The organism is Micromonospora sp. D93 (genome assembly GCF_018070365.1).
Lineage (GTDB): Bacteria > Actinomycetota > Actinomycetes > Mycobacteriales > Micromonosporaceae > Micromonospora > Micromonospora ureilytica.
Genome location: NZ_JAGPXW010000043.1, coordinates 1 through 18,362, shown reverse-complemented (window position 1 = coordinate 18,362; position 18,362 = coordinate 1). Strand labels below are relative to the sequence as shown.

Annotated in this window: 17 protein-coding genes; 10 read left to right on the top strand and 7 right to left on the bottom strand. The window is 72.6% G+C overall.

The genetic code is table 11. The annotated features are described in order from the left end of the window. Positions 1-62 precede the first annotated feature (62 nt). Together KBX71_RS31420 and KBX71_RS31415 are read right to left on the bottom strand one after the other, a co-directional pair. Complete coding sequence (locus KBX71_RS31420) at positions 63-986, bottom strand: NlpC/P60 family protein (RefSeq protein ID WP_210821362.1); 924 nt, start codon at positions 984-986, stop codon at positions 63-65. 60 nt (positions 987-1,046) lie between these two features. After that, complete coding sequence (locus tag KBX71_RS31415) at positions 1,047-2,144, bottom strand: mandelate racemase/muconate lactonizing enzyme family protein (protein ID WP_124816683.1); 1,098 nt, start codon at positions 2,142-2,144, stop codon at positions 1,047-1,049. Positions 2,145-2,188: 44 nt separating this feature from the next. Between KBX71_RS31415 and KBX71_RS31410 the strand changes: the two genes are divergently transcribed. Beyond that, positions 2,189-2,986, top strand: coding sequence for a tyrosine-protein phosphatase (locus KBX71_RS31410; RefSeq protein ID WP_210821361.1), 798 nt, complete (start codon positions 2,189-2,191; stop codon positions 2,984-2,986). Here KBX71_RS31410 and KBX71_RS31405 read toward each other — a convergent pair. The 3 genes from KBX71_RS31405 to typA all read right to left on the bottom strand — a co-directional run bounded on the left by KBX71_RS31405 (position 2,955) and on the right by typA (position 6,565). Beyond that, positions 2,955-3,656: a lysoplasmalogenase gene (locus KBX71_RS31405; protein WP_210821360.1), complete on the bottom strand. Its 702-nt coding sequence runs from the start codon at positions 3,654-3,656 to the stop codon at positions 2,955-2,957. The genes KBX71_RS31410 and KBX71_RS31405 overlap by 32 nt on opposite strands. 73 nt (positions 3,657-3,729) lie before the next feature. Next, complete coding sequence (locus KBX71_RS31400) at positions 3,730-4,581, bottom strand: serine hydrolase (RefSeq protein ID WP_210821359.1); 852 nt, start codon at positions 4,579-4,581, stop codon at positions 3,730-3,732. A 115-nt stretch (positions 4,582-4,696) separates the two neighbouring features. After that, the gene (typA, locus tag KBX71_RS31395; RefSeq protein ID WP_210821358.1) at positions 4,697-6,565 is read right to left on the bottom strand and encodes a translational GTPase TypA; all 1,869 of its coding nucleotides are present in this window, start codon (positions 6,563-6,565) and stop codon (positions 4,697-4,699) included. 133 nt (positions 6,566-6,698) lie between these two features. Between typA and KBX71_RS31390 the strand changes: the two genes are divergently transcribed. Together KBX71_RS31390 and KBX71_RS31385 are read left to right on the top strand one after the other, a co-directional pair. After that, on the top strand, positions 6,699-8,117 hold the full coding sequence (locus KBX71_RS31390; protein ID WP_210821357.1) for a DedA family protein: 1,419 nt from the start codon (positions 6,699-6,701) through the stop codon (positions 8,115-8,117). 35 nt (positions 8,118-8,152) lie between these two features. Then, complete coding sequence (locus tag KBX71_RS31385) at positions 8,153-9,019, top strand: lytic transglycosylase domain-containing protein (RefSeq protein WP_210821356.1); 867 nt, start codon at positions 8,153-8,155, stop codon at positions 9,017-9,019. 45 nt (positions 9,020-9,064) lie between these two features. On the opposite strand, the gene KBX71_RS31380 is transcribed toward KBX71_RS31385, so the two are convergent. Beyond that, a complete protein-coding gene (locus tag KBX71_RS31380) occupies positions 9,065-11,191 on the bottom strand; it encodes an efflux RND transporter permease subunit (protein WP_210821355.1) in 2,127 nt (708 codons plus the stop codon). A gap of 123 nt (positions 11,192-11,314) precedes the next feature. Here KBX71_RS31380 and KBX71_RS31375 point away from each other — a divergent pair, with 123 nt between their 5' ends. The 5 genes from KBX71_RS31375 to KBX71_RS31355 all read left to right on the top strand — a co-directional run bounded on the left by KBX71_RS31375 (position 11,315) and on the right by KBX71_RS31355 (position 16,505). After that, on the top strand, positions 11,315-11,830 hold the full coding sequence (locus KBX71_RS31375) for a MarR family winged helix-turn-helix transcriptional regulator (RefSeq protein WP_196925474.1): 516 nt from the start codon (positions 11,315-11,317) through the stop codon (positions 11,828-11,830). A gap of 3 nt (positions 11,831-11,833) precedes the next feature. Then, a complete protein-coding gene (locus tag KBX71_RS31370; protein WP_210821354.1) occupies positions 11,834-13,510 on the top strand; it encodes a CocE/NonD family hydrolase in 1,677 nt (558 codons plus the stop codon). Between the two features lie 159 nt (positions 13,511-13,669). Beyond that, positions 13,670-14,545, top strand: a complete 876-nt coding sequence (locus KBX71_RS31365; protein ID WP_210821353.1) for a hypothetical protein — start codon at positions 13,670-13,672, stop codon at positions 14,543-14,545. A 107-nt stretch (positions 14,546-14,652) separates the two neighbouring features. Continuing rightward, entirely contained in the window at positions 14,653-15,228 is a 576-nt protein-coding gene (locus KBX71_RS31360; RefSeq protein ID WP_210821352.1) for a helix-turn-helix transcriptional regulator, read from the top strand. Then, on the top strand, positions 15,225-16,505 hold the full coding sequence (locus tag KBX71_RS31355) for an MFS transporter (protein ID WP_210821351.1): 1,281 nt from the start codon (positions 15,225-15,227) through the stop codon (positions 16,503-16,505). The genes KBX71_RS31360 and KBX71_RS31355 overlap by 4 nt, the downstream gene beginning before the upstream one ends. A 48-nt stretch (positions 16,506-16,553) precedes the next feature. Here KBX71_RS31355 and KBX71_RS31350 read toward each other — a convergent pair whose 3' ends face one another. Beyond that, positions 16,554-16,757 (bottom strand): cold-shock protein, encoded by a 204-nt coding sequence (locus KBX71_RS31350; RefSeq protein WP_007462771.1) that lies wholly within the window; start codon positions 16,755-16,757, stop codon positions 16,554-16,556. A 193-nt stretch (positions 16,758-16,950) separates the two neighbouring features. On the opposite strand from KBX71_RS31350, the gene KBX71_RS31345 reads away from it, so the two are divergent. Together KBX71_RS31345 and KBX71_RS31340 are read left to right on the top strand one after the other, a co-directional pair. Beyond that, positions 16,951-17,634, top strand: coding sequence for a methyltransferase (locus KBX71_RS31345; protein ID WP_374102671.1), 684 nt, complete (start codon positions 16,951-16,953; stop codon positions 17,632-17,634). 101 nt (positions 17,635-17,735) lie between these two features. Then, positions 17,736-18,344, top strand: a complete 609-nt coding sequence (locus tag KBX71_RS31340) for a DedA family protein (RefSeq protein WP_210821350.1) — start codon at positions 17,736-17,738, stop codon at positions 18,342-18,344. The last annotated feature ends 18 nt before the right edge of the window (positions 18,345-18,362 follow it).

Below are 18,362 nucleotides of genomic sequence, written 5' to 3'. Positions count from 1 at the left end.
CGCGCCCGGCCGGTGCAGGGCGTGTTTCGCAAGTGCTGGCCGACACTTCCGAAAAGCTCTCCCTAGACCCGGTGCGCGCCCACCAGCGTGGCGGTCCGGTCGGCCGGTAGCGGCTCCTCGATGACCCGCCGCCGCCGGTAGCAGGCGTGCAGCATCCGGCGGTGGCCGCCGTCGCCGGGCGTGGCCGTGACGATGCCGATGTGGTGGATCTTGCGGCCGGGTCGGGCGAAGAAGTAGAGATCGCCGGGGCGTTCCGCACCCAACGGCAGCGGGGTGGTGGCAACGGCCTGGTCGTCCGCGTCGCGGGGCAGCAGCACCCCGAACCGCCGCCAGGCCAGGTGCACCAGCCCCGAGCAGTCGATGCCGTGCGCGGAGAGACCGCCCCAGATGTAGACCACGTCCAGCAGCCGCTGTGCCACTGCGAGGGCCTGCTCGGCGGTCGGCGACGCGGCCGGCGCCGGGACGAGGTGGGCGTCGGGCAGCCAGAGCGGCGTGGGCCGGCCGGGGACGTGCACCGGCCGCCAGTCGCCGCGCGGGGGACCAGCGGGGACGAGGCGGGTGCCGACGACGACGCCGGGCAGCACCACCGGCCCGTTCGGGGTGGCGTGCAGCCCGGTGACCGTGGCGTCCACGACCAGCGGGTGGTCGGTGCTGGTGTGGGCCGGGCCGGGGACGGCCAACTGCCCGGCGGGGAGCCAGCCCGGGTAGCCGAGAGGGTCCAGCTTGGCGGCTGGTTGTTCGACGGCGACGACCCGGGCCCAGCCGTCCGCGCGTAGCTCGCTGACGATGACCCGTTCGCCGAGCAGGAGTTGACTCAGCACGCAGTCGCCGACCTGCTGCTCGGTGTCCATTCCGGAGACCCAGGTCGGGATGTCGACGCCGGCGGTCAGCGCTGGGCAGTCGACCGGGCGAACCGCCTCGGGCGAGGTCCACAGCGTCGCCACGGCGACCCGGACGACGGCCTCACGGCCCGGTTGCAGCTCCACGTCAACCCCCAGATCGTGTCGGCTGTCCAGGGCGAACTCTATGAAAGAAACCGACGGCCATCAACCATGAGCCTGCACTTTTGCTTCAGCGAGACCGGAGATTCCCAGGCCAGGGGCGTCCGGCAGCACCACGGTCGCCCCGTCGTAGCGTATCCCGCCCTGCACCGGTGACCAGGCCAGCCACCAGGCGGCGTCCAGGTCGGCGACCGCCGTGGTGCCGTACGCGGCGACCAGGCTCGCCGCCGCCCCGATGCCGACCTGACTCTCCATCATCGAGCCGACCACAGTGCCGAGCCCGTGGGCGGTGGCCAGGTCGAGGAGGGTACGGGCCGGGTGCAGCCCACCGCACTTGGCCAGCTTGACGTTGACCAGGTCGGCGGCCCGGCGGCGGATCACCTCCACCAGGTCGCGGACCCCGAAGACCGCCTCGTCGGCCAGGATCGGCACGGACACCCGGTCGCTGACCCAGGCCAGCCCGTCCAGGTCCCAGCGGACCACCGGCTGCTCGACCAACTCCACGTCGAGCCCGGCGTCCTCGATGCCGCGGATCACCCGGACGGCCTCCCGGGGCGTCCAGCCCTGGTTGGCGTCCAGCCGGATCCGAGTGCCCGGGCCGACGGCCGCCCGCACCGCTCGTACCCGGTCCAGATCACCTGCCGCGTCGGTGCCGACCTTCAACTTGAGCACGCCGAAACCGTCGGCCTGCCGCTGCCGTGCCGCGGCCGCCAGGTCCACCGCGTCGCCCGCGGCGAGGGTGACGTCCGTCGGGACCCGCAGCGTGGTGCCCCCGAGCAACCGCACCAGGGGTACGCCCAGCCGCCGCGCCGCGAGGTCGTGCAGGGCGACGTCCACCGCCGCCTTCGCGGCCTCGTTGCCGACCACCGCGCGCTGCACCTCGGCGCAACGGGTCACCAGGTCGTCCGGGTCACGGCCGATCAGTTGCGGGCCGAGCAGCTCGTGGACGCACGCCTGCGCGCCGGCGACCGACGCGCCGGTGACCTGCCAGACCTGGGGCGCCTCGCCGAAGCCGGAGCGGCCGTCGCTGTCGACGAGTTCGACGACCAGGGTGTCCACTGTGGTGGTACGGCGTAGTGCGGTGACGAACGGGGTGTGTAAGGGGGCGGAAACCCGGTGGGTGCGTACCGCCGAGATCGTCATGTCAGGCACCCTATACGGAGGTTCACGATGGGAGGGGAGACCGGATGACCGGGCAGAGTTGGGAGCTGGTGGGCGCACCGAACGCGCGTGACCTGGGTGGGCTGGTGGGCGCGGACGGGCGGCGGGTCCGCGTCGGGCAGTTGATCCGCACTCCGGCGCTGGGTCGGCTGACCGACGAGGACCTACCGGTGCTGGCGAAGCTGGGGCCGGCGTGCGTGGTCGATCTGCGCGCCACCACGGAGATCGCGGTCGCCCCGGATGACCGGTTCGCCGCCGAGCCGCGGGTGGTGCGCCTGCCGGTACACGATCCGGAGCACCCGGTCTTCACGTACGTCTCGGCGGTGCTGCTCGGTCACGACCTGGACGCGTACGCGGAGCTGGCCCGGCAGGGCACCGCGGGGGCGATGGCGGCGATCTACCGCTGGTTCGTCACGGGTGAGTCGGCGCGGGTCGGTTTCGCCGAGGCGGTGCGGCTGGCGGCCCGGCCGGAGAATCTGCCGCTGCTCTACCACTGCTCCGCCGGCAAGGACCGTACCGGTTGGCTGACCGTCATCCTCTTGACGGCGCTCGGGGTGGACGAGGCGGCGATCCGCGCCGACTACCTGCGCAACAACGAGCTGACCGACAGCCTGCGGGCGGTGATCGTCGAGGCGATGCGCCGGCGGAATCCCGAGTTGGACGTCGACGCGGTGCTGCCGGTGCTGGAGGTTCGCGCCGAGTACCTCGACGCCGGTTACGCCGAGGTGCGTCGGGTGCACGGCTCGTTCGACGTGTACCTGCGCGACGGGCTGGGGCTCACCGACGCCGACCTCAGGGCGCTGCGGGCGCAGCTGCTGGAGTGACAGGTGCGCCGGTGGGTGCGCCGGCGCGGGCGACCCAACCGGTGACGATCAGCGCCTGGCCGGCGGCGTAGGTCGCCATGACCAGCACCGGCGCGCCGGGTGGCTGGGCCACCTCGGCCACCCCGGCGGCGATCAGCAGGTCGGAGCCGAGGAACAGCGCGGCGCCGATACCGATCCGCCAGCCCTGGGTGGTGGCGGTGCTGGCCATGGCGGCCAGCGCGAGCGCGTAGCCGGCCACCGGCACGGCCAGGCCGGCGTCGGTCAGCCCCGCCCACATCCAGGTCAGGGCGACGACGGTCAGTACCGCGTACCCCAGGGGGACGGCGACCAGCGGCGGGCGGCGCAGCGCGGTCGCGGCGCCGTGTCGGGTGAACGCCGCGAGGTAGCAGAGGTGCGTGCCGAGGAAACAGGCCATGCCGGCGAGGAACCAGTAGGTGCCGTCGACCATGAGGGCGATGTCGCCGCCGGTGGCGAAGGCCAACCCGGCGAGGACCAGCCGGTCCGGTCGCGCCGCGCGTTCGGTGCTGGCCCGCCAGAGGTACGCGGCGAGCAGCGGCATCAGCAGCGGCTTGGTGAGCAGGAAGGCCAGGCCACCGCCTGTGGCGTTGGCCAGCAGGTTCGCCGCCGTCACGACGAGGAAGGCGATCAGCAGGGTACGACTGCGGGGCATCGGCGGCTCCGGGGTGGGGTGCGAGCAGCCTAACCGGAGTCGGCGGCGCTGGCCTTGGCGCCGAGGCTGTGGGTCAGAGCCGGTGGCGGGCGGCCCAGACCTGCGCCGAGATGTGCGCGAGCAGCAGGCAGGCGTCGTCCTCCACCTGGTCGTCGCCCCCCGCCAGGTCGGTGGTGGTGCAGACGGCGATCAGGTACGGCGGGGCGTCGTCGGGCAGCACCAGGCCGGCGCCGTGGCGGACACCGCGTACCCAACCGTTCTTGTGCGCGATGCGGGTGCCCTCGGGCAGGCCGGCGGCGAGGTCCTCGCGGTGTTCCTGGGCGAGCAGGACGTCCAGCATCGTGGTGCAGGCGGCCGGCGAGGCGAGTCGGCCGGGGGTGTTGGCGCCGGCGGCCAGTGCGCCGAGCAGGGCTGCCAGGTCGGCGGCGGTGACCGTGTTGGTGATGCCGGCCTCGCGGGCGGCGAAGTCCTCGATGCCGCGGCCGGTGCTGCTGTTGCGGGCCCCGGCGAGCGCCCAGACCTCGGCGACCGCGGGTAGCCCGACGTGGCCGAGGACGAGGTTGGTGGCGAGGTTGCTGGAACGCACGATCATCCGGTCGGCCAGCCAGCGCAGCGACGCGGTGCCGCCGATGCGGTCCCAGACCGCGTCGTCGTTGTCGTAGGGCCGCGCGTTGGCGAATCGGGGTGCGCCGGGCTGGGCGGAGTCGAACTCGTTGACGACCGGGACCGGGGCGTCCAGGTCCAGGGTGCCGGCCTCTGCGGCGCGGTGCAGGGCGGCGAGTACCGCCACCTTCATGGTGCTCGCGGCGTAGTGGGCGGCGTCCGCGTGGCGGGTGAAGGCCGGCGGCGCGTCGAGCCGCCCCACGTACGCCGAGACGGTGCCGGGCACCCGGTCCAGGTGGGCGTCGAGATCATCCCAGGTCATGCCGGTGACCGTAGCCGATCACGGGTGGGCGGGCTCGCGTACCCGTCGGGGGGAAAAAGCGACGGGCGCGCCGGCCGCAAGCGGCCGACGCGCCCGGTGTCGGGTGCTGGTGGGGTCAGCCCGCGTGCTTGCGGCGGGCGGTGGCCCGGCCCCGCAGCTGCTGGTCGAGCACCACCTTGCGGATGCGCACCGTGGCCGGGGTGACCTCGACGCACTCGTCCTCGCGGCAGAACTCCAGCGCCTGCTCCAGGGTGAGCTTGCGCGGCGGGACCAGCTTCTCGGTCTCGTCGGAGGTCGACTGCCGCATGTTGGTGAGCTTCTTCTCCTTGGTGATGTTGACGTCCATGTCGTCGGAGCGAGAGTTCTCCCCGACGATCATGCCCTCGTACACCTCGGTGGTCGGCTCGACGAAGAGCTGACCGCGCTCCTGCAGGTTGGTCATCGCGAAGGCGGTGACCGCGCCGGCCCGGTCGGCGACCAGCGAGCCGTTGTTACGGGTGCGCAGCTCACCGAACCACGGCTCGTACGACTCGAAGACGTGGTGCAGGATGCCGGTGCCCCGGGTGTCGGTGAGGAACTCGGTGCGGAAGCCGATCAGGCCACGCGCCGGAACCAGCCACTCCATCCGGATCCAGCCGGTGCCGTGGTTGACCAGCTGCTCCATCCGGCCCTTGCGGGTGGCGAGGAGCTGGGTGATCGCGCCCAGGTATTCCTCCGGGGCGTCGATGGTCAGCCGCTCGACCGGCTCGCAGATCTTGCCGTCGATCTCCCGGGTGACCACCTGCGGCTTGCCGACGGTCAGCTCGTAGCTCTCCCGGCGCATCTGCTCGACCAGGATGGCCAGCGCCAGCTCGCCGCGGCCCTGCACCTCCCAGGCGTCCGGGCGTTCGGTGGGCAGCACCCGCAGCGACACGTTGCCGATCAGCTCCTTGTCGAGCCGGTCCTTGACCATCCGCGCGGTGACCTTGGAGCCCTTGAGCCGACCGACCAGCGGCGAGGTGTTGGTGCCGATGGTCATCGAGATGGCCGGCTCGTCGACGGTGATCAGCGGCAGCGCGACCGGGTTCTCGACGTCGGCGAGGGTCTCACCGATCATGATCTCCGGGATGCCGGCGACGGCGATGATGTCGCCCGGGCCGGCGGTCTCGGCCGACGTGCGCTCCAGGCCCTCGGTCATCAGCATCTCGGAGATGCGGACCCGCTGGGTGCTGCCGTCGGTGCGGCACCAGGCCACCGTCTGACCCTTGTTGATGGTGCCCTGGCGGACCCGGCACAGCGCGAGCCGGCCGAGGAACGGCGAGGCGTCGAGGTTGGTGACGTGGGCCTGCAGCGGCGCGCCGTCCTCGTACGAGGGTGCCGGGATGGTGTCCAGCAGGGTGCGGAACAGCGGCTCCAGGGAGGTGCTGTCCTCGGGCACCGAGCCGTCGGCGGGCTGGGTCAGCGAGGCGATGCCGTCGCGGGCGCACGCGTAGACGATCGGGAAGTCGATCTGCTCCTCGTCGGCGTCCAGGTCGAGGAAGAGCTCGTAGGTGTCGTCCACGACCTCCTTGATCCGGGCGTCGGGCCGGTCGACCTTGTTGATCACCAGGATGATCGGCATCCGGGCCCGCAGCGCCTTGCGCAGCACGAAGCGGGTCTGCGGCAGCGGGCCCTCGCTGGCGTCGACGAGCAGCACCACGCCGTCGACCATGGTCAGACCGCGCTCGACCTCGCCGCCGAAGTCGGCGTGGCCGGGGGTGTCGATGATGTTGATGGTGACCGGGTCGGAGCCGTCCGCCGGCAGGTAGCGCACACCGGTGTTCTTGGCCAGGATCGTGATGCCCTTTTCCCGCTCCAGGTCTCCGGAGTCCATCACCCGCTCGGTGTTCTCGCCGCGGGCGCCGTACGCGCCGGCCTGCCGCAACATGGCGTCGACCAGGGTGGTCTTGCCGTGGTCGACGTGAGCGATGATGGCGACGTTGCGGAGGTCGGTGCGAAGCTGCATACCCTCTATCCTTCCGCCCGCGCTCGCGCAGGCTGCGTCGGGGTCACCCCCAGGTGCCCCTGATCTATGGTGAAACCGCTGTGCCGGTGGTTCGTCCGGCTGGCATGCTGGCTCCCGTGTCCCGGGGGCCTGAGTGCACGACCTGCTGACCTGGGTGCAGGGTCTGCCCACCCTGTGGATCTACCTGGTCGCCGCGCTGATCGTGGCGGGCGAGACCGCGGTGATCTTCGGCCTGCTCGTGCCGGGTGAGGCTACCCTGCTGCTCGTCGGCTTCCTCACCTACAACGGTACCTTGCGGCTCGGGCCGGCGTTGCTCGCGATGATCGTCGCGGCGGTCCTCGGCGATGGGCTGGCCTTTCGCGCCGGGCGGCGGTACGGCCCTCGGCTGCGCGCCGGACTGGGGCACCGGGTCGGGCCGCAGCGGTGGGCCCGCGCCGACGCCATGCTCGCCCGCCTCGGTGGGCGGGGGGTGTTCGCCGCCCGATGGGTGGCTTTCGCCCGCACCCTGGTCCCCCGGTTGGCCGGTGCGGCAGACATGCCGTACCGGCGGTTCGCCCTGTGGAACCTGGCCGGGGTGGCGACCTGGGTGAGCGGCTCCGTGCTGCTCGGTCACCTCGCCGGTGAGTCGTACGACACGGTCTCCCGGCTGCTCGGTCGGGCCACCGGGGTGGCGTTCCTGCTGCTGGCCGGCCTGGTGGGTGTGGTGCTCGTCGGCCGCTGGCTGGGGCGTAACCCCGATCCGGTGCGTGCGCTGCTGTCCCGGGCGGGCGCGGTGCCGCCGGTGCGGTGGCTCACCGCCCGCTACGGGGTGCTGTTCTTCCTGGTGGCCATGCGGATCGGCCCGGCCTGGACGCTGCTGCTGAATCTGGCCGCCGGGCTGCTGCTGTTGTTCGCCGCCGGGCTCGCCATCGCCGGTCTGCTCGCGGTGGCGGTCCGCAACAGTGGGTTGGCCGCGCTGGACGGGGCCATCGCGGGGTGGTTCGCCGCCCGGCGTACCCCGGACGCCGCCGATGCCACGCTGGTCGTGGTGTCGGTGGTACGTGGGTCGGTGCTGATCCTGCTGGTGGCCGTGGTGGCGGCGGTGCTGGCGTGGCGCAACCGACCTTGGCGGACGGATCTGCTCAGCGTGGTCGGCACTGTCGGCGCGTTCGTGCCGCTTGTGGTGCTGGCCGTGGTGGCCGAGGTGACCGGCCCGAACGGGACCGCCCCGGGCGGCGGTGAGGTGGGCCCGCTCTCGACCCAGAACGCCGTGGTCGCGGCGAGCTTCTGCACCCTGGCCTGGCTGGTGTCGCGCGGCGCCCACTGGCCGGTGGCCGTGGCCGCCTGGACCACCGCCGCGGCGGGGGTGCTCGGGATCGGCGGCGCGCGGCTCTACCTGGGACTGGAGACGGCGAGCGGGACCGCCGCTGCGGTGCTGCTCGGGGTGCTCTGGACCGTGGTGTTCATGGTCGCCTGGGCGACCCGGGACCGGGCGGTGGGGGATGGTCAGCCGCCGGTGGACCAGTCCCGGCGGCCGTCGCAGGGGCACCGCCGACCGGTCGAGCCTTGTTAGGGTGCGGCGACAATCACACCGGGGGAGGCAACGGCATGGTTCGACGGACCGATCGGCTGGGCGCCGCGGTGCTCGCCGGGCTCCTGCTGGCGAGCGCCATGGTCGGCTGCGCCGCCAAGGGGGAGAGCCCGCAGGACGTGGCCGCGCCGGTCGCCGTCACCGACGGGCCGACGGATGCCCCGTCCGACGAGGTCAGCGAGGAACCGAGCCCGTCGGTGAGCGCCGTGGAGTCGATGGGCGCCGCGCCGAGTCGTAGCGCGACCCCGAAGCCGACGAAGAAGCCGACCCGGGCACCGAAACCGCGCGCGGTGCCGAAGCCGCCCACCGAGACCGAGGTTCCGCCGGCGCCCCCGAAGCCGGCGCCGAGTTCCTGCAAGCCGACCTACAAGGGCACCAAGGCGACCCGGGCCGAGGTGAAGGCGGCGCTGACCGACGCGGCCGACCGCACCTACTGGCCGGTCTCGGCGCCAGACATCAAGATCCCGCTCACCCTGCTCAAGGCGACCGCCTGGCAGGAGAGCGGCTGGCAGTCCAACATCTACGCCTGCGACGGTGGGGTCGGGCTGTTGCAGGTGATGCCGGCCACCGCGAGCTGGATGAACCAGCGGTTCGAGAAGAGCTACAAGATCGACGCCTACCAGGACAACGCCTACCTGGGCGCCACCTACCTGGCCTGGGCGACGAAGTACATCGGCGACATGTACTTCGAGTCCGACTTCCGTCTCGACCCGGCACTGTGCACCAGCGCGCTGAATTCCTGCCTGCTCAACGCGGTCATCGCCGCGTACAACTTCGGGCACGGCGCGGTGGCACAGGAGGGGAAGCCGCTGGCCATTCCCAACCCGTCGTACGTGCGCAACGTGCGGGCGCTGATGAACGAGTGCGTCTGCCTGGCGTACTGACCTCGTCGGGGCCGCGACGGATACGCCACGGCCCCGACGCGTCGGTCAGTCGTGCGCGGCGACCGGCTCGGGCGACCGCGGGGTGGTCTCCACCGGGTCGCGGGTGATGCGGCCGGGCCACCAGAAGCGGTCGCCGAGCAGGAATGCCAGCGCCGGCACGAGGACCGTACGGACCAGCAGGGTGTCGAGCAGGACACCGATGCAGACGATGATGCCGATCTGGGTCAGGGTGATCAGCGGCAGCACGCCGAGCACGGCGAAGACCGCGGCGAGCAGCACTCCGGCGCTGGTGATGACGCCGCCGGTGACCCGCAGGGCGGAAAGCATCCCGGCGCGGGTGCCGGCGGTGCGGGCGTCCTCCCGGGCCCGGGTGACCAGGAAGATGTTGTAGTCCACCCCGAGCGCCACCAGGAACACGAAGGCGAGCAGCAGGACACCGCTGTCCAGGGCGGGGAAGCCCAGCACGTGGTCGAAGAGCAGCCAGGCCGCGCCGAGGCTGGCGAAGAACGACGCGATCACGGTGAGCACCAGCAGCAGCGGCGCGAGCAGGCCACGCAGCAGGAGCACGAGCACGCCGCCGACCAGCAGCAGGATGATCGGCAGGATGAGTCGCAGGTCCCGGTCGTTGGCCTCGTCGGAGTCGTAGGTGGCGGCCACGGAGCCACCGACGATCGCCCCGGACGGGGCGTCGGCGCCGGTGGCGGCCGGCGGCGCGGAGTCGGGAACGGCGGCGACGGCCTGGCGCAGCGCCTCGATCGCCCGGTCCGAGGCGGTGGTGCCGGGTTCGGCGTCGAGGACCACGTCGACCTGGGCGACGGCCGCGCCAGCGTCGCCGGGGCGCGCCGAGGCGACACCGGGTACCGCGGTGGCGGCGTCGGTGACCGCCCGCACCGCCGCCGGGGTGGTGATCACCGCGACGGGTTGGGTGCTGCCGGCGGGGAAGGCCCGCGCCAGGGTCTGCGCCCCGGTCACCGCCTCGGGTTCGGCGCGGAACTGTTCGGTCTCGGACAGGCCGGTGCGGATGCCCAGCCCACCCAGTGCCAGGCCGCCGAGCAGCACTGTGGCCAGCGTCGCGACCACCACCGGGCGGCGTTGCGCGGCGGCGCCGAGTCGACCCCAGAGGCGGCCCTCGCGGACCGGGCCGCCGACCCGGGGTACGAACGGCCAGAACAGGCCGCGACCGAAGAGCACCAGCACGGCGGGGAGCACGAACAGGGCCGAGAGCATGGCGAAGACCACACCGGTGGCGCAGGCCACCGCCAGCGCCCGGTTGGTCTCCTGCTCACTGAGCAGCAGGGTGAGGACGCCGAGCACGACTGTGCCGCCGCTGGCCAGGATGGGCTCCGCGGTGCGGCGCAGGGCGGCGCGCATCGCCGCGAACCGGTCCTCCTCGCGGCGCAACTCCTCCCGGTAGCGGGCGATGAGCAGCAGCGCGTAGTCGGTGGCGGCGCCGAAGACCAGCACGCTGGCGATGCCGGTGACCTGACCCTGTTGGAGGTTGATGCCGACGCCCGGCACGATGACGTCCACCGCGCGCAGGGTGAGCTGCTCGGTCGCGGCGACGACGGCCAGCGGCACGATCCACAGGAACGGGCTGCGGTAGGTGATCAGCAGCAGCAGCGCGACCACGGCGGCGGTCACCGCGAGCAGTGTGACGTCGGCGCCGTCGAAGACCGAGGACAGGTCGGCGGTGAAGGCCGGGGCGCCGGTCACCTCGACGGTCAGGCCGTCGGGCAGGTCCGCCAGGGCGGTGCGTAGCTGGGTCACCGTGTCGGTGACGACCTCCTGCCCGCCGGCGGTGTCCAGCGGCACGGCGACGAGGGCCACCGCGCCGTCCGGGGAGACCTGTGCGGGGCTGACCTGCCCGCCCACGGCGAAGCGGCGCAGGTCCTGGGCGCGCACGCCGACGGTGGCCCGGTCGGCTTCGCTCAGCGCGCCGCCGTCGCCCCGGCTGACCACCACGATGGCCGGCTGCACGTCCCGCGACGGCAACTGGTCCTGGAGACGCTGCACCTGGGTCGACTGCCAGCGCACGGACAGTCCGGTGGCGGAGACCGGCGCCGGGTTGTCCGGCTGGGGCGTTCCGAAGACGGCCGCGCCCACGACGATCGCTGCGGCAACGGTGAGCCAGGCGGCCAGCCGGCCGCGAGCGACTCTGGCGAACACGGACATCAGGGAACCCCAAGGTCTTTCGCTAGTCGAGTATCTTGATAGCCGAGATTATCGAGGGCTGTTCTATGCTGCAACCCGGGGGACCGACGACGGGAAGAGCGGCGCGAGGTGGCGACTCACGGCATGTACCGACGGCGCGACACGCGCCGCGAGCAGCTGGTCGCGGAGATCACCAACAACCTTCGGCGGTACGCGGTGGACGCCCAACAGGTCGGCCACGCCTTCGCCAACCTGCACGGCCTCAACCCGACCGACCTGCAGGCGTTGATCGCGGTGATGGACGCCGAACTGCTCGGTGACCCGATCACCCCCGGCCGCCTCGGTGAGCAGCTGAACCTCTCCTCCGGCTCGGTCACGGCCCTGATCGACCGGCTGGAACGCGCCGGGCACATCCGCCGTGACCGGGACACCGTCGACCGGCGCAAGGTGCTGCTGCACTACGCCGACCAGGGCGCCGCCCTGGCCATGGAGTTCTTCCAGCCGCTGGGCGCCCGTACCGACACGGTGATGGCACGCTTCGCCGAGGACGAGCTGGAGATCGTGCACCGCTTCATGGCGGAGATGAGCGAGTCGCTGCGGGGGCACCGGGACGCGGTGCGCGCCGCCCGGCCGGAGCCACCCCGCCGCCCGACGGGCTGACCGTTGCCGGACCCCGTCACCCGCCTCGCCAGCGCCGCGCTGCGCCTGCCTCCCACCCGTCCCGGCCCGGTGCGGGTCGGTCGGGACCTCCCGGTGCGGGCCCGCGACGGTGTGGTGCTGCGCACCGACCACTACGCCCCGGCCGTCCGCGACGCGCCGACCGTGTTGATCCGCACCCCCTACGGGCGGGGCGGGCCCCTGCGACTGCTCGGTCGGCTGCTCGCCGCGCGGGGTTGCCACGCGGTGATCCAGTCCTGTCGGGGCACCGGCGGCTCCGGCGGGACGTTCGCCCCGCTGGTGCACGAGCGCGACGACGGCGCGGACACCCTGGACTGGCTGCGTCGCCAAACCTGGTGGTCCGGGCAACTCGGCATGTTCGGGGTCAGCTACCAGGGCTTCGCGCAGTGGGCGCTGGCCGCCGACGCCGGCGAGGAACTGCGGGCGATGGTCGCCGTGGTGACCGCCTCGGCCACCCGCGACTCGACGTACGCGGGGGAGTCCTTCGCCCTGGACACCGTGCTGACCTGGGCGGAGCTGCTGCACGCGCAGACCGTGCCGTGGCTGGCCCGGCAGTGGGAGCTCAAGCGTGGGCAACCCCGGCTGGCCGCCGCGCTGGAGCACCTGCCCCTGGCCGACGCCGACCGGGTGGCCACCGGCGTGACCATCCCGTTCTTCCAGGAGTGGCTGCGCCACCACACCCCGCAGGCCGCGTACTGGCGGACCCGGGTCTTCGCCGACCAGGTCGCGAAGGTGCGGGCGCCGGTGGTCATGGTCACCGGTTGGCACGACATCTTCCTGCCCGCCCAGCTCGACGACCACGCCGTTCTGCGCGCCGCCGGCACCCCGCTGCGCCTGGTGATCGGCCCGTGGACGCACGGCAGCCCCGGACTGTTCGTGGCCGCGCTGCGCGAGGGGTTGGCCTGGCTCGACGAGCGCCTGCCCGCCGCGCCTCGGCCGCGCGGACGGGCGCGGCCCACCGCGGCGCCCGTCCGGCTGCACGTCAGCGGCGCCGGCGGTGGCTGGCGGGACCTGCCGGACTGGCCGCCACCGGCGGTCGAGACCGCCTGGCACCTGCAACCCGGTGGTGAGTTGGCGGCGCGCCCGCCGGTCGTGTCGACACCTGACGAGTTCCGCTACGACCCCGCCGACCCCACCCCGTCACTGGGCGGGCCACTGCTCGTCGCCCAGCGGGCCGGCCCGGTGGACAACCGGCGCGTCGAGGCCCGCCCCGACGTGCTGACCTACACCAGCGCCCCGCTGACCGGGCCGGTCGAGGTGATCGGCCCGGTCCACGCCGAGATCCACGTCCGCAGCGACCTGCCGTACCTGGACGTCTTCGTCCGTCTGTGCGACGTGGACCGCCGAGGTCGTTCGTGGAACGTGTGCGACGGTCTGGTGCGGGTCACACCCGAGCGCTTCCCGGCCGATTCTTCCGGAGCGCTGCGGATTCCGGTGCCGCTCTGGCCGACCGCGTACCGGTTCGCCGCCGGGCACCGACTGCGGGTGCAGGTCTCCGGTGGCGCCCATCCACGGTGGGCCCGCAACCCCGGCACCGGGGAACCCCTCGGCACGGCGGTGACGCTGTGTGCCGGCCGGCGGCAGATTCTGCACGACCCGACTCACCCCTCGGCGCTGGTGTTGCCGATCGTCCACTCTGCCCCGCCGCAGCCTCCAATCTGAACAGACCCATCCTGAGCTGGGCATTTGCCGAAACTGCGGGCTATGGTTGAGTCAACGCCCGGCGCCGTGCACCAGTAGGCCGGGCTCGTCCCAAAGCCCAGCACCGCGTACGCGGTGTGACGTCGTGCCCGGTCCCCGCCTCTCGGAAAGGGGGACCCCATGACCCGGGCCCCGGCTAATCTCCTGGCCGTCCGAAGCCTCCTCCTCACTCACCTCGACAACGCCCCCGGGCCGGACGACCTGGAGCCGGGCGAGGTCGGCATCGTCGGCGACCCGGCCCACCGGGGCGGCTACCACTGCGGATCGGACCGGGTGGTTACCAACGACTACTCGGTGGTCGAGTCGCCCCGGGACCGGGCCGGGCTGACCCTCGACGCGGCGGCGCTGGACGTCGGCATGTTCGATGTCCGCTCCGGTGGCCGTACCAACACCCTGGCCAGCTTCTCGGCGTGGTGCGTCGCGCAGTGCACCGCGAACGCGGCCGACACCCGGGACATCCGGGAGATCATCTACAGCCTCGACGGCAGCACGGTGAAGCGGTGGGATCGCCTCGGCAAGCGCACCAGCGGCGACAGCTCACACCGCTGGCACACCCACTTCAGCTTCTTCCGCGACGCCATCAAGGCGGGCCGCGACCAGCGGCCCCTGTTCCGCCGCTACCTCAGCTCCATCGGACTCCTGGAGGACGACGACATGACCCCCGAAGAACACAACTGGCTGGCCACCGTCCACAAGAACCTCACAGTGCTGGACGGCCGCAACCCGGTCGGGCAGATCTACACCCGGATGGCGATGGGTGAGGATGCCACAGTCCCGAACTTCGTCTCGGCGCACCCGACGCTGACGTCGCTTGGCGTCCAGTTGACCGCCCTGCAGGCCGCGCTGACGGCGTTGTCCAACCGGGACTTCACCGACGAGGAGGCGATCATCCAGGGCGTGCTGGCCGGGCTGACGCCGGAGGAGATCGCGGCCGCGATCCCACCCACGATTGCCAAGCAGGTAGCCGACGAGTTGGCCCGGCGGCTCGTCGCCTGAGCGAGGGGCGGCTCGTAGCCGCCGGGCCGCCCCTCTTGACGCAATCCGCAACGACTGTTGAGCAATAGATGTTGCGCAACAGGCGTTGCGGATGTCAGGCTGCTGGCATGGACAGACCTGACGTACGCCAGATCAGCGACTCCCGGGTGCTGGCCGCCATGTCCCACCCGCTGCGCCGCCGGTTGATGGACGTGCTCAAGGTCCACGGACCCTCCACCGTCGGGCTGCTCGCCGAGCGCACCGACCAGGCCCCCGCGAACGTCAGCCACCACCTCAAGGTCCTCGCCGCCGCGGACCTGGTCACCGAGGCGCCCGAGTTCGCCAGGGACCGGCGCGAGCGGTGGTGGCGCCTGGTCAACCGGGCGCTGCGCTGGTCCAACGTCGACTTCGACGCCGATCCGGCCGACCGAGCGGTCGCCGACGCCGCCACCTCGCTCAACCTGGACCGGCACGTCGCCCTGGCCCGGGCCTGGCACGCCGCCGACGAGACCACCCAGGCCACCTGGAACGACGCGCCGTTCTCCACCGACCACTGGCTGCGACTCACGCCCGAGGAGCTGGCCGAGCTGAGCCGCGAGATGATCGATCTCCTCAGGCGCTGGGCCGACCGGGACCTGCCCGACGACGACGCCGACCGCAGGACGGTCTTCGTTTTCGTCCACGGCGTACCGGCCCGACCGTGACCACCGCCACCCGCGACGACCCCACCGACGTCCGGCCGACCGGAGGGTTGCTGCGCCACCGCGACTTCCGGCTGCTCTGGGCCGGCCAGGCGGTCAGCAGCGTCGGCAGCAACGTCACCACTGTCGCGCTGCCCCTGGTCGCGGTCGCCGTCCTCGACGCCGGCACCTTCCAGGTGGCGGTTCTCACCGCCGCGGCGTGGCTGCCCTGGCTGCTGATCGGCCTGCCGGCCGGCGCGTGGGTCGACCGGCTGCCCCGTCGGCCGGTGATGGTGATCTGCGACCTGCTCTGCGCGGCGGCCTTCCTCAGCGTGCCGCTGGCCGCCCTGCTGGACCGGCTCACCGTCGCGCAGCTGCTGGTGGTCGCCCTCAGCGCGGGCGCCGCGCGGGTCTTCTTCGAAACCGCCGACCAGGTCTACCTGCCGGTGCTGCTGCGACCGGGGCAACTGGCGGAGGGCAACGCCAAGCTCCAGGCGACCCAGACCGCGAGCTACGTCGTCGGGCCCGGCCTCGCCGGCCTGATCGCCCAGCTCATCGGTGCCGTCGCCGCACTGCTGCTGGACGCGCTCACGTTCCTGCTCTCCGCGGTGTTCCTGCTGCGCATCCGCACCCGCGAGCCCCGCGTACGCCCGTCCGAGCGGTCCCGATCGCTGCGCCGCGACATCACCGAGGGGCTGCGCTTCGTCGTCCGGGACCCGTACCTGCGGGTGCTCACGGTCTTCGGCGCGGCCAGCAACATCGGGTTGACCGGTTACCAGGCCGTCCTGGTGGTCTTCCTGGTCCGCGAACTGCGTCTCGAACCGGGCCTGGTGGGCGGGCTCGTCGGGGTGATGAGCGCTGGCGGGATCATCGGCGCGCTGCTCGCCACCACTGTGGCCCGGCGCTGTGGCACCGCACGGGCCCTGCTGATCGCGGCGGTGCTCACCGGCCCGCCCGCGCTGCTCATCCCGCTCGCCGCACCCGGCGTCGGGCTGGCCTGGCCGGCCCTCGGCGGTCTGCTGATCGGCCTGGGGGTGGCCATCGGCAACGTGGTCAAGGGCGCCTTCCGGCAGACCTACACGCCGCACCACCTGCTGGGCCGGGTGACGGTGAGCATGCACCTGCTCAACTACGGCACGATCCCGGTGGCAGCCGTGCTGGCCGGTGCGATCGGCGCACGTTACGGCGTCGAGACAGCAATAGTCGGGATGACCGCCTGGCTGGCGCTCACCCCGTTGATTCTGTTGGTCGGGCCAATCCGGAGGCGGCGGGACCTGCCCGCCGCCCCGGCGGCGTCTTGAGTGCGCTGCGACGGCGGCCGGAGACCGGCCGCCGTCACCGGCACGGAGCTACATCGGGCGGACGTTGTCCGCCTGCGGACCCTTCTGCCCCTGGGTCACCTCGAACTCGACCTTCTGGCCCTCGTTGAGCTCCCGGTAGCCGCTCGAAGCGATGGCGGAGTAGTGGACGAACACGTCCGGCCCTCCACCGTCCTGCTCGATGAAGCCGAAGCCCTTTTCCGAGTTGAACCACTTAACCGTGCCGGTTGCCATGCATCTCTCCCTGTTCAAAGCGGCTGACCCTCGGCCTCTGGCCGATGATCGCCCGTACCTGTTCGACAGTAACGGGCAAAACCCCGATCCGCTGGCCGAAGTGCCGTAGGTATTTGACTGAACTCGGGTGAACTCTGCGCGGCGGCATGCGAAACCCGCCCCGACCAACCGCCGCTGGGGCATGCTTGCGCCGATGAAGGATGCCGCTGCCGACGCGCTGACCGAGCTGGAACGCGAGATCCACGCACCCGGCGCCGGTCTGGACCGGCTCCGGTTGATGCCCACCCCGTTCGTCCCCGAGGTACGGCTGCACCTGGCCGAGGACGCGATCGTCTGGTGGGCCCGGATGGAGGCGGCCGCCGGGCACGCGCTGCCGGCGCCGTACTGGGCGTCCGCCTGGGCCGGAGGACAAGCCCTGGCCCGTCACCTCCTGGACCACCCGGAGTTGGTCGCCGGCCGCCGGGTGCTCGACCTCGCCGCCGGGTCCGGGCTGGTGGCCATCGCCGCCGCGCTGGCCGGCGCCGCGGAGGTGGTCGCCAACGACATTGACCCGTACGCCGTCGCCGCCGTCACCGTCAACGCGCGGGCCAACCACGTCGCCGTCGACGCCACCGGGGACGACCTGCTCGACAGCACCGAGGCGAAGGTCGACCTGGTGGTCGCCGGAGACGTCTTCTACGACCGCGCGATGGCCGACCGGATGCTGCCCTTCCTACAGCGGGCCGCCGCCGCAGGCGCCGACGTGCTGGTCGGCGACCCCGGCCGCGGACACCTACCGGCGGACCGCCTGACCGTGCTGGCCGACTACCCGGTGCCCACCACCGAACCGTCGGTCGACTCGTCGCTACGCCACGTGCAGGTGCTGCGCCCCGCCTGAGCCAGGGTTCCCACTCAGGGGCGACCCCGAGGTGGATACCAGGGGTGACTGGGGGCTACGACCCGATGTCCGAAGTGGCGCGCCGGCCATAGCGTCGACGCATGACGCAATGGCTGGCCCAGATCGGAGAACTACCGGTTCTGCTGCTGATGGGTGCGCTCGGGCTCGTCATGCTCTTCGACGCCGTACCCCTGCTGGGTGTCCTCATTCCCGGCGACATCGCGATCCTCGCCGCCGTCGGGGTCGGCCGCCCGAGCACCGGGCTGGCCACCTTCACCGCGGTGCTGATCGGCTGCCTGGCCGGCTGGTCGCTGAGTTTCCTGATCGGCCGCCGCTACTCCGACCGACTGCGCCACAGCCGCGTCGGCGGCTGGATCGGTGAGACCCGCTGGACGGCGGCGGAAGGAATCCTGCGCCGCGGCGGCGGCCGGATGATGGTCGTGGCGCCGTTCCTGCCCGTCTTCAACGCGCTGCTGCCACTGGCCGCCGGCGGGCTGCGGATGTCGTACCGCCGATTCCTCGGCTGCGCGACGATCGGCGCGGCCGCCTGGGCCGGTCTCTACCTCGCCCTGGGCACCGCCTCACGGTCGGTGGCCGGGCTGGTGCCGGGGAACCCCAGCCCGCTGCTGGTCACGATGGGGGTGGGGCTGGTGCTGGCCTCCGTCGCGTTGCTGGGGGCGCGGCGGCGGTTGTTCTCCGTCGTTGGCTGAGTTGTCTTCGTGCCGGGG